Consider the following 15364-nt stretch of genomic DNA (forward strand, 5'->3'; position numbering starts at 1 on the left):
CGGCGCCCTTGAGCTCGATGTCTTTGATGGGAAAGCAGCGGGTATCGGCCGGCGCCGTCGGTTGGGTCGGCTGGGCTTGTTTGCCCGGCAGTTCCTTGAGTTCTTCCAGACGACGACGTTGCTCTTCGAGCAAGCGATCCTGACGTTCGCGGATCAGGTCGGTGTCACCCGGGGTGGGCGCGGCGAAGGCAGGCCTCAAGGAAAAAAGGCAGAGCAAAACCGCGCACAACCTCACCACCAAAACGGGTGAGTACATGATTCGATCCCTCGAAAATGACGTGATGGCAAAAAAGAGGCGCGATGTTAATTCGCCACTATTATGACGTCAAATTTCAATGCGCCAAAAATCAAGAGACCGACGAGCGGTAATGTCCGGTAGGCGCTCGACGCAGCATGGGCAAAGAATTACAGGTACGGCCAAGAGGCTACAAAGGTGTCACCATGCGTAAAGTAATGCGTTCGGTGCTGTGCGTTTTTTAAACGCAATTCTGTCTGTTTTTCCAGCCCTGTCGTTTTTATTCCAATCTCACACAAATGAAAGTTGGTGACCCTTTCAGACTCGTTGCCTGATCCGCTAATGCCCTTACCAATTGCGCATATTTTTGAAAGCAAACCATTAAGTCTGCTGATAGCGTCTCTTGCAAGCATCTTGGACAGGCTCACATGAGTAATGATTGTTTTTAATGGAAGCGACATCTTCGCTCAAAGCAGGAAAGGCATTACATGAGCGCAGTGCTTGCATTGGGATTGTCTGCCTGGTCGACCTGCTTAAGCCACATCATTTATACATTCGATAATATGCGAATTATAGCTCGCACTCTACAAATCCAATAATACACCAGGAATTATCAATGAATAAGATTACTCTTACGGCCTCGTTGTTTATCTTGGCAATCAGCCCTCTATACACGTATGCATACGATGCGGGCGATATTATCGTTCGCGCCGGTGCAATTACCGTTGATCCGAACGAAGACAGTTCGGGCGTGAAAAGTTCGCTCGGTAATTTGGGGGGCAGTGCAACAGTTGAAAGCGACACCGAGTTGGGACTGAACTTCGCCTACATGATGACTGATCATATAGGTATTGAATTGCTGGCTGCTACATTCAATCATGATGTGGGTGTACACGGCTTGCAAGGTAATTTGGCTGGACTCAACGGCGATCTGGGGAACGTCAAGCACCTCCCTCCGACACTGAGCTTAATCTACTATCCACTGAACAAAAATTACACTGTTCAGCCCTACGTAGGCATCGGCGTTAACTATACCGCCTTCTACGACAATGACACCTCTAGCAGCGCTGAATCAAAAGGCTTCAGCAACCTTGATCTGGACAACTCATGGGGCATGGCTGCTCAAGTAGGTGTTGATTACATGATCGACGACCACTGGATGCTCAACGGCCAACTGCGTTACATCGACATCGACACAAACGCTCACGTTGACCTGGCAGGCGTTGGCGACCTGAAGCTGAATGTGGATATCGATCCCTGGGTATACATGGTTGGCCTCGGTTACAAATTCTAAGCCCGCCTTGATGGCTATCGGCAGAGGGAACGATCTTAATAGAACGCTCCCTGCCCACCCTCTCCGATTCGCCCTGGTTGTCATCACCCGCCAGATAAAACACGCTAATGCCCTCCAACGACTGAATTCCAATTCAATCTGCTTGTATAGCCCGCGATAGATTGCTCGAACGCCTCGCAACACTTGAGCTCAATGATTGCCGTGCGAATTGTTGTTGCTACCCCAATTCCAAACGCCTGCGAAGGCTGCTCACCACCTGCCCCAGCCATGACGTCATTACGTCAGCCTCCCTTCGTCAGTCAGAAAAACTCACGCACGCATTCGAGATTGCCGAGCTGCTGAGCTTGCTGGATGGATTGCTTGCGCCGAGCCGCCAAACGCTATACCTGCGGCTTGAAGGTTGGTGGCGCTGAAAGCGGTGAGGCTCCATTTTCTCTGAATAGCAAGATTCTGAAAGAACTCCAAAGAGAATGGCCTCTAAGGTGCTTGTGAAAATTTCGTGAAAAAAACATGAAAAGGTCATATCACTATCAATTGGGCGATTGCCTCGCCTTACGTGTGAAAACGAGGTACTTGATGAATTCCGATGTCAAAACGCTGCAAGCTTCATGTATCGAAATGCTGGGAAAGCTGGTTTTAACAGGCGTGGCGTTAAGTATGATTTGGCTGGACATAGCAGTCTTCAACACGCATTTACTGGAAGCCTCTTTCGTAGAGGTCGCTCAGGAGATCATGCTGTTTCTATGCGCACTCCTTTTTTTAGCCGGCGCAGGCATACCGAATAAAAAAGGATTCAGCGTTCTGGTCTGTGGCTTCTTCGCCTGTCTGCTCATGCGAGAGCTGGACGGCCTTTTTGACCCTATAAGCCATAGCGCATGGTGCTGGCCTTTCACTGCAATCGCGATGGTATCGATTGCTTTTGCATTCAACGCAAAAAACCGTCAGGAAACTGTGGCGGCCCTGGCCGATTTTGCTCGTACACGTGCCTTCGGAACCATGACGACCGGGCTAAGTATTCTGATATTTTCGCGTGTTTTTGGCATGGGGAGCTTTTGGCATTTAGTCCTGAATGAAGGTTATGTACGACTTGCGAAGACAACCGTCGAGGAAGGTATTGAACTTCTTACCTATTCGATGTGGCTGGCTTCAAGCATCGAGTACTTCGTTATCGCCCGAATACTCAGAAAAGGCACAACCACTCAGGCTTTTGAAATAAGCCCGCAACACGCGCACGCAAATAATTACTCGTAAATATCTCCCCATCGCTTAACAGCGTCTGAGCCTGACTTTATAAACTCAGGCGCTGGTGGTTCATTTGCACAAAAATTAGCATGTTTATGAAAGCCACCCGCCAGGATCGGCGCTACCGTCTTTGTGTAAACAATGGGGCATGCCTTACGCACAACCGTAATTTGAAAGGACAGCCTCATCTCACCAAAAAATGTACCTGAGGGCATTTTCTATGGCTGTGGTAACAAAATTGGCGGTGTCAGCGGTAGCGTTCTGTGTGAGTTGCACTGTTTTCGCGGACGGGGAAAACAAATTTCTGTACACGTTAACAAATAATATCGCAGAAAAGGAAAACGCAGTCGCACAATACAAACGGCTTAAAGACGGATCTCTACAGTTCATGAGATTCTATAAAACCAATGGCACCGGTATCAATAACGACACGCATGGAAAGCTTGGCCCTCAGGATAACGACTCGCAAATTATTGTCACTGACGATAAAAAAAGACTTTATGCGGTAAACACGCACAGCAATGATATATCCGGATTCAACATTGCCAAAGATGGTACGTTGACAGCGATTGCGGGATCGCCATTCCCATCTAGAGGTATTGCACCGGTCAGCATCAATATTTCAGGAAATATATTGATCGCCGCAAACCGGAACGAAGACTATCATCAAAAAGAAAGCTTATCTGACCCTGATGGCGCCAGCTATACATCGTTTGAGATTAAACAGGATGGAGCCTTGGTCTACGCAGACACGTTAAAAGTACCCGGCTTTCAAAAGCCGGCGCAAATCCATGCCTCTCCAACCGTTAAAAATCTTTTTTTTGCTGACGAGTTTCAGGTTGATGCTGACTTTGACGGAGACGGCTCAAGGTCATTTTTGGCAGGTCCAAAAACCAGTGTTCAAGGCCAGATCAAGACAATGAAAGTCGATGAGAGGGGAAAAATCACACTCACCAATGTCACTACTCTGCCCGAGACAATCGAAAATTATCTCTATATAGGTTCTCCAGGCGTACCGTCTATGCCGCTCGGCCTCTGGAGCCATCCATCTAGAAACATACTGTATGCCGGGTTTGTAACAAGGAATCAGCTGGGCGTATTTTCATACAACGATTCGGGCAGCTTGAAATTTATTAAGGCGGTCCGCAACAGTGGCCAAGACATCTGTTGGATCCTTGTCAACAAGCAGGCGACCAGGCTTTATACCGTCAACAATTTGCCTCGCCTTGATACACAGCAGACCGCCAGCACTATCTCAGTGTATGACATTTCAGGCGCCAACGCTTTGGCCCCTAAAGAAGTGCAAGTCGTTAACGTTCCCCTGCCTGGGAAATCTTTTATAAACAACCGAAATCTGACGCAGCCTGGAAGTACGTCGTTTGAAATAGCACTTTCACCTACTGAGGATTTCCTCTATGTCATCAATCAGAGGATTAATCAGAGCGAGGAAAACACGGATGCGACGGGCAACGCCATTCATAGCTTTTCTGTTTCTAAGGACGGATTACTTAAATCCTCATCTTCAGTCGACCTATTGAAGGGCGGCTTTCCTGCCAACTCCAGGGCTCAAGGAGTCGTCGCTGTTGATCTCTGAAATCATGGCGGGCTGCTAGAGGCGCCCGCTCCTACATCCATCTAAGCCACAGAGCAAGCAGGAGTATTCATAGATGCATCGACTCATGCCCCATTAAGGATACGTGCACTCGAAGCTTCGTAAATCGCCGTTTACCTTCGATTACCACCCGGCTCGCTTTTATTAATGGAGGTGAAACCAACACTCATAATTCCAAAAACAGGTTAAACGCCATCTCGACAACCCTGAATGATTGCTGGAGCAAATCATGAAATACAAATCCGTACTCATCCTATCGACACTTATTTCCCTATTTTCGCTGCAGTCCCAAGCGGCTGACAATTTGTGCGATTTGAACCTACAAAAAATTGATGATGTCCTACATACCGCCGGTCAGAACCTCGGAGGTGGCGTTATGAGTAACCTTGAACAAGCAAAAAAAGATGCGATGGAGGCGAAAAAATCAGGAGACATCGACAAGTGCATCAGTATTACAGCGCGGGTACTGAACAGTGCTGAGAACTCCAGTATGGGTGGAGGTAGAGGCTGAAGTCGGTTGAATGATTTGGCGTGTGATCGAAGTAACCCATCATAAACGTGAAGGGTGTTGCACCTGCATCTTTCACACGCCAAATGTTATGCCCCACTGCGAAGAGCTGGTTCCAAAGCGTATGCACAATCTAGAACGGCAGCGTTTCTTCTACAGTGGCTGACGGCATCACCAGGGATTTGAAGGCGTCGACGCCTGCCTGATAAACGCATGGCTCAGAGTTTTCGCCGAGATTGTAGGCATCCCACGGATTCGACCTACAGACTTGTGGATTGCCCGCCGCCTGCTCCACCGTACATGCACCCTTAAATGGACAAGGCGTTAGATTTAGAGATTGCCTAGTTTCCAGTCCATTATTCTTTAAGTGCTGCTGCACGTAGTGTATGCAGGATTGCAGTACGGCAAATGCCTCATGCATATCGCCAGTCATCTGCCCCGCACTCTCTTTACTGCCTACCCACCGTATTTCTAGAGCGGAGTCGGGCTTTTTCTGAAAAACGACGCGTTCCAACAAATGGGTAGCTATATTGTCGAAGGTCTTGATATTCATTTTATCAACAAGAAACGCCAGCTCTAAAGCTGAATGCTTCGTTCGCGATTGCAATCCTTTTAAGATAAGTGCTTCGTAAACTTCCATCCCCTTGGTAAGAATTTCTGAACCTGACAAAACCTGATAAAGCAGTGGGATAAGATCCTTGACGAAGTGTGCCGAGTAGCTTTCGAAGCCAACTAAAGTACTTTGCTCAATAGCCGTAAACAATGTAGCGCCCAACGTACCTGGTTTACGACTCGTGAGCTTACTGAGCGATGTGAGCACAACAGATGGGCTGGTGGCAAGCAATGACAGGAGTCCGATAGCTATCCGCTCTTTAGATGAGAGTTTCGTGCCTGCGAGGTACTCAAGCAACGGGCCATACATCAAGTAGGGATAACCAGGAGTAGAGAGGTCCACTTCAGCGGCCGAAATTCCCCAACGCATTTTTATGTCGCGCTCGATCTCATACGCGATCCCTTCCGTAATAAATTTCAGCCCGGGCATCAATCGGAAATCCAGTTCTTCCCCGCCAGAAAAAACCGCTTTCACATCGAATTCAATTTGTTGTTCCGGATCCATAATCGCTTCCGGCATAGAATCGAAGCTCGCAGTGACCTGAGAAAACTCCCAGCGACTTATTGGGCGCCACTTGTACCTGTCCGGTATACCGATTACATAACCTTGAGACTTGCGAATACTATTAAATACATTCCGAATATGAGATTGTTGGGCTTTACCCGCCTCCTGACCAGCCTCATCGTTTATTTTTTGCTGTAGAAGGGGATGCATCAAAAGAAATATGTCTACAAGGCAGCTCAGACCCGATCTTGTCGTAAGGTTGTGCAGGTAGTGAATGTACTCATGAACGTGCAACGCAATCACCTGAGGGAAGGTCGGGTCATCTTCTATAGATATACCTTCCGGAAAAAGATCAGCCATGGACTCTATATTCAATATCAGCGAGTGCGGCGTGAATACCCCGGCTGTCCCTGAGCGTAGAACTTCTTCTTCATGAAAGCTGGGCATAAGCCCTCCTGTGTTCACCGTAATATTCCTGACACTCATAGCGGGGCGCCGTGTGTTTCCAATTGCTGGTCTCGCAGCCCTATCGCAGATAAATCCAGTACCAAAGGCCGTAAAGCTGCCAGAGCCTTTTCACCTCCCCGGGCAAGGATGTCGATGAAATCTTCCTGGTTGGGTTGACCCAGTGCCAGACGATAGATCAACCGTTGTTCCTTGAGCCGATCAAAACGTACACCGTCTCGTCCGAAGGGCCGCTTGAAGATGTAGCGCTGTATCGCAGCGTCATCCAATACCCACCAAGGGCGCAGGCCGCTGTGATCGGCGAAGCGTTCAGCATGATGCGCGATCTGTTTCCAAGGCGATCCTTGCAGTGCTCCTACGCTATTGATTACTTCGTCTTTTAACAGACGGCACAATCGGCGCCTGACCGCCAAGCCGGCATAACGCTGGATCCGACCTTCTCGCTGTTCAAGGTCAAGGGGGTTTGGAGGTAAGTCCCAGTGCAGCAACCGGTCGCACCATGGATGGAAATCAAGGCCCTCCTGCCCCACCGACGTGGTGGCCAATACGTGGGGCCAAAAAGGTGTATTGAAGCTTTGGCGCACTTCATCTGGACGCGCCGCTTGTGCCGTGGTGCCATCGCTAGCGATTCCGGGCTCGGACTCAGCGTTGCCAAACGGTACGGCAACGTGGCAACGAACATGGATTCGACTTTCTTGTTTGCCCAATGAACGAAAACCGAAAGAACCGGCTCGAAGGCGCAGTGAGGCCAGCAAGTCGCTCGCCAACCCTGCCGCGCCATCGGGCAGACTTTGCGAACGCACCCAGAAATGTTCGTCGAGTACACTTTCCAGGCCGCCGTCAAGGACGGCCGTCATGACTTGCTCCAACGCACTTTTGTTTTTTTTCACCGGCAGAAACACTGGGTTATCCAGGTAGGCACGAAGCCCCTGCCAACTGAGCTGGAGCAATTCGATAAAGCGATTTGCATCCAGGATCGTGCGATCATGCCGCAGTAAAGCCCGCCCCAGCACTACGCCGGGAGCAGCGATCGCATACTCCACCAAGTCATCGAGTTCACGCGGCGATATACGCGTAAGCGCTGGCGTTTGCTTCCATTGAGCGACGGCCTTTTGCGCTCTCTTGTCATCACCCATGATCATCTTCCAGGCCCTTTCAGACTGGTCGACTAAATGGAATCTCTTTTCGATCGCCGCCAGTGTAGTGGCGATCGATCGATGCCGGCGGCGGACTCTGGCCGTCGTTCGATCAAGCGTGCCCTCAGGAAGAGCCGCCAGAATCTGTCGACGAATGTCCTGTCGGATCGCGCGTAAACTGGCGCCAGGTTTGGTGAGCGGATCAGTATGACGGATCAGCCAAACCGAGGGGTGAAAGGCCGCCATGATCGGGCCAGGTACAGCAGTGAGCTTGAATCGGCGTTTACGATAGACCTTTTCATAGGCTTGGCCTCGAGGGAGGTAGCGTTCCTCAACCCCGAAACTGAGCAGCGCTGCAACGCTCGGTGGAGTCGCTCGAAAGCGGCTGAACATCAACAGTTTGGGACTGTTGTGCTCGGTTTTCCACTCTCCACCCAGTGGCCACCAGGTTAAGGACGGCGCCACCCAGGGCAGCGCCAGTTGTTCAGGCGAGGCGAGAGTCTGTAGTGCACGCAGCTTGGCATCCGGCCAGGAAGCCCCCTCTACAGGCGTCTTGATGCGACGCTCAAGCGTCATTTGGGGCAGTCTTTTGGAAGGAAGAAAATTGGCGGACTTTGAGGCTGCATAATGAGGGCCGAGCGACTGTGCCGGTAGTGGCACCGACGCCCAATAGGCAAGTGCTTCATGACGTGTTCGTGCGCTGAAACCTTCCTTGAGATGCCGAAACACTTTGAAGTCCTCGATCCTGGGCGGAGCTTCCAGTGGCTTGGTGACACTCGGCAACTCAACGCCACCCACGCTATCGCGCTCTGTGCGTGACATGAACCGTGTTAACAGCTTGCGCAACTCATCCCTGAGGTGACGACCGTTCGCAATCTGGTCTTGCAGCGGCTTCGATGAGTTATCCGCGTGTGCGGCAATCTCCCGCAGGCAATCACCGAACCGCGAAAACAGTCTTCTGGCGGATTCACACACCTCATCGCCAGCGAGAAACCCCAGCAGCTTGAACATTTCTGCGTGCGCAAGCACACCTTGGGCCTCATCCCAACGGGTCGTCAGGTGTGGATAGGGTGTGGCACTGAGGAGAAGGACTGCAGGGGGTAGGCTGTTTTTGGGCTCCAGCAACGCATTCATCAGCGAGTTGGCGGCAGCGCCATCCAGCAGACTTCTGTAGCGCTGGAACTCATCGAAAACAATCAGATCCGGTGGCTGATGCTGCACGATCGCCAGGATCAGCGCCCGCCGTAATCGCCCCACAAAAACCGTTGCTGGAAGCGGCGGCAAATTACGATGCAGGCAGCCATGAGCAGCAAGCTCCAACTGCTCGCGCACGGGCAATCCAAATTCCTGCGCCAAGGCCACACGGAACCGGTTGCATAGCCCAGGTGGAGAATCTGCCAGGCGGGCTCTGGCGCTCTCCACGGCGTACTCCCACGAACTCTGGGCATTGAGTTGCAAGCGATGGCCGCCCAAACCCTCGGCGAAAGCCGGATAGGCCTTTTGCAACAATACCCACAGAAATGCACGCTCCTCCTTGCGTCCACCTGTGAGCCTCGCCCTACTCCCCGGAAAAGACGTCAGCGGTGTGAGTGCATAGATCAGAAGCGGGGTATTCTGGTGAGGTTGTTGGGCGATCAGGGAAAGCCGATCGGGCGTATTGATCGCAGCCCTGAATTCAGGGCCATTCAAAAAGCCGGCAATGCGACTCTTGTTCTGGAAGGACACCGAGTGACCATTGGCGACGTAGTAGATGGTCATCGGGCGCTTACGAACCTCGAACAAGCGCCTGGCCACTTCACGGGCCACGACGGTTTTGCCAAGCCCTACTTCATCGGCCACAAGGAACCTGCGCCTGCCAAGATCATTGCTCAACGTGGCAAAAGCCGCCTCGACAGTCGCTTTTTGAAACGGTTTTGGATGACTCATCGCGGCTTTGGCCTTGAGCAAGTGACGCCAAGCCCCGCGCATATCTGGCCCCACAGCTCATCGAAGCGTTGCAGCAGATCGAGAGCCTCCCACGCTTCGTCTTGCCTTGCTCGTTTCAGAAGTGCAGGCATGTACCGTGAGATGCGTTGTTCTATCACGGGAAATACCGAGCTGTCGGGAGACCATGCCGCGAGAATGTCCTCCATTGTGGGCATCCACCCTTCCCAGGAAATGGCTGAATCCTGCTGATTCCCTCCTTGCCCGGAACCCGAATTGCGCCAGTCCCCATCCGTGTACCCTCCTTCCTCAGCCAGCATTGTCCCGACCCAGCGCAGGAAACCCTGAGCGCCCAAAATATGCACGAATGCTGCTCGATCCCGCTCCTCACCAAACTCTGGATCAACGGGCGCTCGTTGAAGCCAGCACAGGCCGCGCTCGCCATAGCTGACCCGCAAGCGGACGAAATCGCTGTATTCCACCGATGGAGGAGCCTTGATTTCGATCCTGCTGTCATTGACCGGCCACCGGTGCAATGCCCCGCACAAAGTGCCGACTTCCAAAAGGATGTCCGGGTGATCCGGATGAGGGCTCGACCACTTGCTCCCCTCGTGCTGCTGGAGCGATAACTGAGGGTGCATGATCGACTGGCGCACGGACCATCGAGCAGCCACCTGAGCTCGTGCCCGCTCAAGTAGTTCCTGTTCACAAGTAGCCGTATCAATTTCATAGTTGACCAGTGGATGCTCAACCGGCCGTGCACTGCCAAGCAGTGCCCTAATCCCCTGCTCCACCTGATTCTCGATGCGCAATCGCGCCATCACTTCGACGTTTCGCCCAGACCAGGCGCGCATGGTTGCATTGGCGCTGCCCAGCCATAGCCGACTTTGCCGGCCGCTACGTGTAAACAGCAACTTGGCATGCAGCCCGTTGGCGATGAGCTCCTCCTCCGCTGGACTGTCGTCATCCTGAGCTTGCTCCGATGTGTTTTGGGTCTGGGAGGGCGCGTCGGCCAGCGGATAATCCGGCGCATCCAATGCCAATAGCTCATAACAACCAGGAAGCGAAGGTCCGACGCGTTCAATTTCGCGCAGCGTGCTTAACAGGACCGGGCGAGATACCTCTCCAGTTGGCAATGCCATCGCTGCGAGGAAAGTCTGGTCAATAAAAGGGCTGACCACCACCAGTTCATCGATGTCGCCCATCTGATTGGGAAGGGCCTGGGTGCCGTTACCGTCCGACCAGAGAAGACACTCGACGGTTACCCCGGGTGGTGCCAGCCAAGTAACATCAGCAACCGTTGAGGCCAACGCACGTGCACCGATACCCTTTAGCCCTGCCTGTTTGGCCAGTGCATGCGCAAGTTTTTCGATGCCTGGCACCTGTGTACCCTTCGGTGCCGATACCAACAACAATCCGAGGTCTCGATTAACGCATTCGGTGAGGTTGCGACTTCCGATCCACAGCCGCCAGCACTGGCTGCCGTCCTCGCGTCGCAAACGCACCAGTGCCGCCTTGGCGTGCCAGCTATGGTGGGCTTCATTGAAATCGACTTCGCGTACGAACTGATCCAGCACAACCGCCATCCGAGGTGTACGTCGCATCTGCGCCAGACGTCCGCGCTGGATGACAACACGTACTTTTCCCCGCAAGAGCTCCACGGCCTCGGCAAAGTCTGTGGGGCTGCCGTGTCCAGCATCGGAGTCCCTGCCAGCCAGCGCCAACAGGGCTGCACCGATCGATCCCAAATCCGCGGAATAGGAACTGAGCAAAGCCAGCTCGACGGTCTCGCCGGGGCCGGGACGCAGGTGTTCAAGAAATGACAGTGCAGGCCAATTGACGACTGTGCTCATGAAGCGTTCGCCAGATCGTTGAGGAGTACGCTGACGTTATGCCACCTGAAGTGCAACGGTTGTGCCTTGCTGTGGTTGTCATGTAACCACTCTGCACGTCGAGCTCGACCGTCACGAGTCATGGCAAGACGCGCACGGGCGCCCTTGCGTGCCTCAACCTGGGTGTAAATATCCAGCAACGCAAGGGGATTGCTTCCGCCAGCTGCAGCCCAGTCGCGCGTGACAACCACCAGCTCTCGAAGCCGCCGCGGCAAAAGACCGATCTGCTCCTCAAGCACGTCCACATCCAGCCGCGCCGCTGACTCAATGTGCTCAGGGATCATGTTTTGCAGATGCGCGTGTCGCTCGTCGCTAGCCGCCCCTTTGTCGTGATCGCGCACCAGGTGCTCCAGCAGTGCATCGTAAACAGCACGCCCCAGACCTGCGAGGCTGGCAGCCTGACGTGCCCGACGCAGCAATGACGCCTGATCGCCTGCCACGGCATAGGTCTCGTCGGCCCACATATCATCGGGTGCTTGTGCTCGGGTTTTGACCAGGCGTGCGAGCAGTGACAACGTCCCAGTTTTGCGACTGAACAATTGAGCCAACCGATCGTGAAGAAAATCTGCTTCCGAGCGGGTCAACTCCAAGTCTATTGCCCCCTCTCGCCATCCCTGTGGTCGATCAGGTAGAGGCATGAACGGGAAAGCATCTGCGAGCAATGGTTGGCCGTCGTCGTCCAGCTTGGAGCGGTTGCCTACCAGTAGTTGATGCACCTGGGCTCGCGTAGGCGTGCCCCTTCCCTGCGTGCGCAAGATCCCCCAAGTCGCCAGTGCATTCCAGTACACCGTCGAGGGGGGCTGGCTGGCTGGTCTTGGGAAAACATTCCCCCCTATGACCTGCCTTGATCCGGACTCAATCAGTCGACCGGCAAGCTGGCACTCACGAGCCCGCAGCGCACGTTTAGCATGTGAACCGGTTAAACCGGCAAGGTCTTCGAACAACCAGGGGACAAACAGTGCGTAGCGGGCGCGACCATGCAGAACTGAGGTGCCTGGAAAGAACAGATCTGCGTAACGCTGGTGGATGGTCAGTAGTCCCAGTTCGTCACGCACGCCATAAGACTCAATATCCATCTGTGCCTTGGCCCTCGCCAACGCGTCACGAGATAGATAGGTCCACCCCAAGCTGGGCTCACTGGAGGGTGATTGCCGCGAAGGTCGTGATTGACTTGAATGCTGCAAGACACCGAGCTCCATCGAAAATGTCGTCGCGGAACAAGAAATTCTCGCGGCGATAGCCTAACGCCACCAATGCGTCTGCGGCAATGGATTCCGAGATCAGGTTGGGCGAACCTGAAGGGCATTTCTGGTTCGGCCCATCACACTCATCTTCATAAGTCATGACCAGAATCCCAACACCGAAACAAGCATGAGCTGGACACGACCCCTATGCCACGCTGACTAAATATCCGGGCGGTTGATTAGAAGATTCAGTTGAGTGCTCTTGGAGGTTATCGTCGTTGATCCCCGTCCCAACCACTCTCCAGATGCAGGCTTTCCATCTTTCGAAATTCGCGCAGTCACCTGAATAGCGCCCGCGCTGGACAAGGTATTGCTGACCATCATGACGTCGGCATCCGAGAACTCCACATCCACAGGGAGACTTGAAACTTTCAGACGCTTGGCAGCCAGAGGTACTTTCGAGCCTGAAAGTGCCTGAACAAACACAAACACACTGTCGTTCAAACCCACCTTTTTTATAATGTCTGGCGAAATTTCCACACGTACCTTTAGCAAAATTGGCGCTAGATCAACGTCCTCAGCGTTCATGAGACTGGCGCTCTCCCCCCCTTTTGAAAGGCCCTCTTTAGCATGCCGTATGGCCTCAACCAAAGCAGCGCGTGAAGTGTCCTGAGGGCTCATGTTTGCTATCGCTTGGTTCCAGTATTTCAAAGCGTCTGCATAACGCTGCTCTTCAAAGGCCGTTAACCCTAAAAGGCTTAAGCTAACCCTCTCACTGGGATCGTTCGCTAGCGCTTCATCGACCAGGGTTTGAATGGTTGCTGACCATTTTTTCCCGTTGGAAAAATACAATGCCTCAGCCCATTTACCTAAAAGCTCGGGTTGGCGCCCGGCCAACGAGACCGTTCTTTCAAACATTCTTGCAGCATCAGCCGAGCGCCCCTGAGCCATGTAATTTTGGGCTAGAGAGTATGCATTTTGAGCAGACTCTGGCTGCACGTTCACTGCACGCTCCAGGCGGTCGGTCATTTCCGCCAATGACGCAGGGGGTTGGGCAAATTCGCGACTTAGTTCGACCTGATCACGAGCCCCAAAATGCAAGTACAAGCCTAAAGCGAACACAGGAACCAGTAGTGCCGTTAGTAACGGCGCGGGCTTGCCAAGGTGCGAAATCCGCGGTGCCACAGCGCCTTCTGTATCGGTGAGCAATTCACGAGCCGCTTCGGCATAGGCTGCCTCCATCTGCGCGGCATCAAGCACGCCTTCATCCTGCTGAACCTGCAACTCTGCCACGCGCTCCTGATACAGGGTGACGTTCAGGGCAGTACGATCCTCTTCGCGCAAAGCATGACTACCGCGAAGAACAGGGATCAATAGAAAGTTAAGGGCCACCAGCAGCAGCAGACCTGCAGCGAGCCAGAAATCAATCATTTTTGATTTACCTCCAGCAGGTGGTTGAAGCGCTTAAGGTCCTCGGCTGAAAGCGAGCTCGGTGGTTGGCCACGGTGTCTGCGGCGGCGGACGATCACGGCGATGATCACGAAGCCGCCCAGCAACAGGCCGGCAGGGCCGAACCAGAGCAAGGCCGTCTTGGCGTTCAGGGCTGGCTTGTAGCGGACGAAGTCACCGTAGCGGTCGACCATGAAGTCGATGATCTGCTGATTGTCCTTGCCCTCGCCGAGCATGCGGAAAATCTCTTTGCGCAGGTCGGCGGCGATCGGTGCGTTGGAATCGGCGATGTCCTGGTTCTGGCACTTGGGGCAGCGCAGCTCCTTGGTCAGCTCGCGAAAACGCTCGCGATCCCCTTCCTTGGCAAACTCGTAGGTGTCGATGGCGGCATGGGCCATGCCCGCCATGCTCAAGCCCAGGACCACCGCGGCGAGCAAGCGCTTCATGGCCTGTCCTCACCGACCAGCGCCTGGTACTTGGTCACCAGCTTTTCGCGCCAGACCTGCTCGTCGATCACTCCGACGAACTTGTCGCGAATGATGCCCTTGGCGTCGATGAAGAAGGTTTCCGGCGCGCCGTACACCCCCAGGTTCAATCCCAACGAGCCATCGTCATCCCGGATGTTAAGTTGATAAGGATTGTGGAATTCGTTGAGCCACTTCACTGCGTCGGCGTTGACGTCCTTGTAGTTGATGCCGTAGATCACCACACCCGTCTCGGCGAGCTTGTTCAGCACCGGGTGCTCGACCCGGCAGGAAATGCACCAGGTGCCCCAGACGTTGACCAGCACCGGTCTGCCGAGAATATCGGCACGGGTCAGCGTTTTATCACCCTGCACCGCCGGCAGGGAGAACTCCGGGAAAGGCTTGCCGATCATCGCCGAGGGCAACTCTGCCGGGGCCAGGTACAGACCGCGATACAGGAAAACAGCGACCATCAGAAAAATCGCCAGTGGCAACAGCATCAGCCAACGTTTCATGCAGTGGCTCCATCCATGCCCAGTACTTTACGCACCCGGCTTTTTACCTTGACCCGATAACGCCGATCCAGCGTTGCCAGCAATCCACCCAAACCTGTGAGCAAGCCGCCGAACCAGATCCAGCGTACGAACGGTTTGACGTGTACGCGAACGGCCCAGGCGCCATCGCCCAGCGGTTCGCCCAGCGCCACATAGAGATCACGGGTGAAACCGGCGTCGATCCCGGCTTCGGTCATCACCGAGTTCTGTACGGTGTACAGGCGTTTCTCCGGATGCAGCACGCTGATTTCCTTGCCATCGCGGATCACCCGGATGGTGCCCTTGTCGG

Annotated in this window: 13 protein-coding genes and 1 pseudogene; 4 read left to right on the forward strand and 10 right to left on the reverse strand. The window is 53.6% G+C overall.

What is annotated here, in order from left to right; all coding sequences use genetic code 11:
* A pseudogene (locus ACW9JE_RS21395) lies at positions 1-256 on the reverse strand (ShlB/FhaC/HecB family hemolysin secretion/activation protein); the annotation flags it as partial.
* Positions 257-851: 595 nt separating this feature from the next.
* Here ACW9JE_RS21395 and ACW9JE_RS21400 point away from each other — a divergent pair.
* The 4 genes from ACW9JE_RS21400 (at position 852) to ACW9JE_RS21415 (ending at position 4894) form a co-directional block, all read left to right on the forward strand.
* Positions 852-1529 (forward strand): OmpW family outer membrane protein, encoded by a 678-nt coding sequence (locus tag ACW9JE_RS21400; RefSeq protein ID WP_457433858.1) that lies wholly within the window; start codon positions 852-854, stop codon positions 1527-1529.
* A 576-nt stretch (positions 1530-2105) separates the two neighbouring features.
* Positions 2106-2780 carry a hypothetical protein gene (locus ACW9JE_RS21405; protein ID WP_457433859.1) on the forward strand — a complete coding sequence of 225 codons (675 nt, stop codon included), beginning with the start codon at positions 2106-2108 and terminating at the stop codon, positions 2778-2780.
* Positions 2781-2991: 211 nt separating this feature from the next.
* Positions 2992-4365 carry a beta-propeller fold lactonase family protein gene (locus ACW9JE_RS21410; RefSeq protein ID WP_457433860.1) on the forward strand — a complete coding sequence of 458 codons (1374 nt, stop codon included), beginning with the start codon at positions 2992-2994 and terminating at the stop codon, positions 4363-4365.
* A 247-nt stretch (positions 4366-4612) separates the two neighbouring features.
* Positions 4613-4894 (forward strand): hypothetical protein, encoded by a 282-nt coding sequence (locus tag ACW9JE_RS21415; RefSeq protein ID WP_457433861.1) that lies wholly within the window; start codon positions 4613-4615, stop codon positions 4892-4894.
* A 130-nt stretch (positions 4895-5024) separates the two neighbouring features.
* On the opposite strand, the gene ACW9JE_RS21420 is transcribed toward ACW9JE_RS21415, so the two are convergent.
* The 9 genes from ACW9JE_RS21420 to ACW9JE_RS21460 all read right to left on the reverse strand — a co-directional run.
* Entirely contained in the window at positions 5025-6455 is a 1431-nt protein-coding gene (locus ACW9JE_RS21420; protein WP_457433862.1) for a hypothetical protein, read from the reverse strand.
* A gap of 35 nt (positions 6456-6490) precedes the next feature.
* Entirely contained in the window at positions 6491-9556 is a 3066-nt protein-coding gene (locus ACW9JE_RS21425; protein WP_457433863.1) for a helicase, read from the reverse strand.
* Positions 9532-11385 (reverse strand): hypothetical protein, encoded by a 1854-nt coding sequence (locus ACW9JE_RS21430; protein ID WP_457433864.1) that lies wholly within the window; start codon positions 11383-11385, stop codon positions 9532-9534. The genes ACW9JE_RS21425 and ACW9JE_RS21430 overlap by 25 nt, the downstream gene beginning before the upstream one ends.
* Entirely contained in the window at positions 11382-12623 is a 1242-nt protein-coding gene (locus ACW9JE_RS21435; RefSeq protein ID WP_457433865.1) for a DUF6361 family protein, read from the reverse strand. Before ACW9JE_RS21435 ends, ACW9JE_RS21430 begins: the two co-directional genes overlap by 4 nt.
* Positions 12559-12768: a hypothetical protein gene (locus ACW9JE_RS21440; protein WP_457433866.1), complete on the reverse strand. Its 210-nt coding sequence runs from the start codon at positions 12766-12768 to the stop codon at positions 12559-12561. Before ACW9JE_RS21440 ends, ACW9JE_RS21435 begins: the two co-directional genes overlap by 65 nt.
* Positions 12769-12827: 59 nt before the next feature.
* Entirely contained in the window at positions 12828-14039 is a 1212-nt protein-coding gene (gene ccmI / locus ACW9JE_RS21445; protein ID WP_457433867.1) for a c-type cytochrome biogenesis protein CcmI, read from the reverse strand.
* Positions 14036-14503, reverse strand: coding sequence for a cytochrome c-type biogenesis protein (locus tag ACW9JE_RS21450; protein ID WP_457433868.1), 468 nt, complete (start codon positions 14501-14503; stop codon positions 14036-14038). Before ACW9JE_RS21450 ends, ccmI begins: the two co-directional genes overlap by 4 nt.
* Positions 14500-15036, reverse strand: a complete 537-nt coding sequence (locus ACW9JE_RS21455) for a DsbE family thiol:disulfide interchange protein (protein ID WP_457433869.1) — start codon at positions 15034-15036, stop codon at positions 14500-14502. Before ACW9JE_RS21455 ends, ACW9JE_RS21450 begins: the two co-directional genes overlap by 4 nt.
* The coding region (locus ACW9JE_RS21460) for a cytochrome c-type biogenesis CcmF C-terminal domain-containing protein (RefSeq protein WP_457433870.1) at positions 15033-15364 on the reverse strand (332 nt) is incomplete at its 5' end. The genes ACW9JE_RS21455 and ACW9JE_RS21460, both read right to left, overlap by 4 nt.

Source organism: Pseudomonas sp. SDO55104_S430 (genome assembly GCF_054070595.1).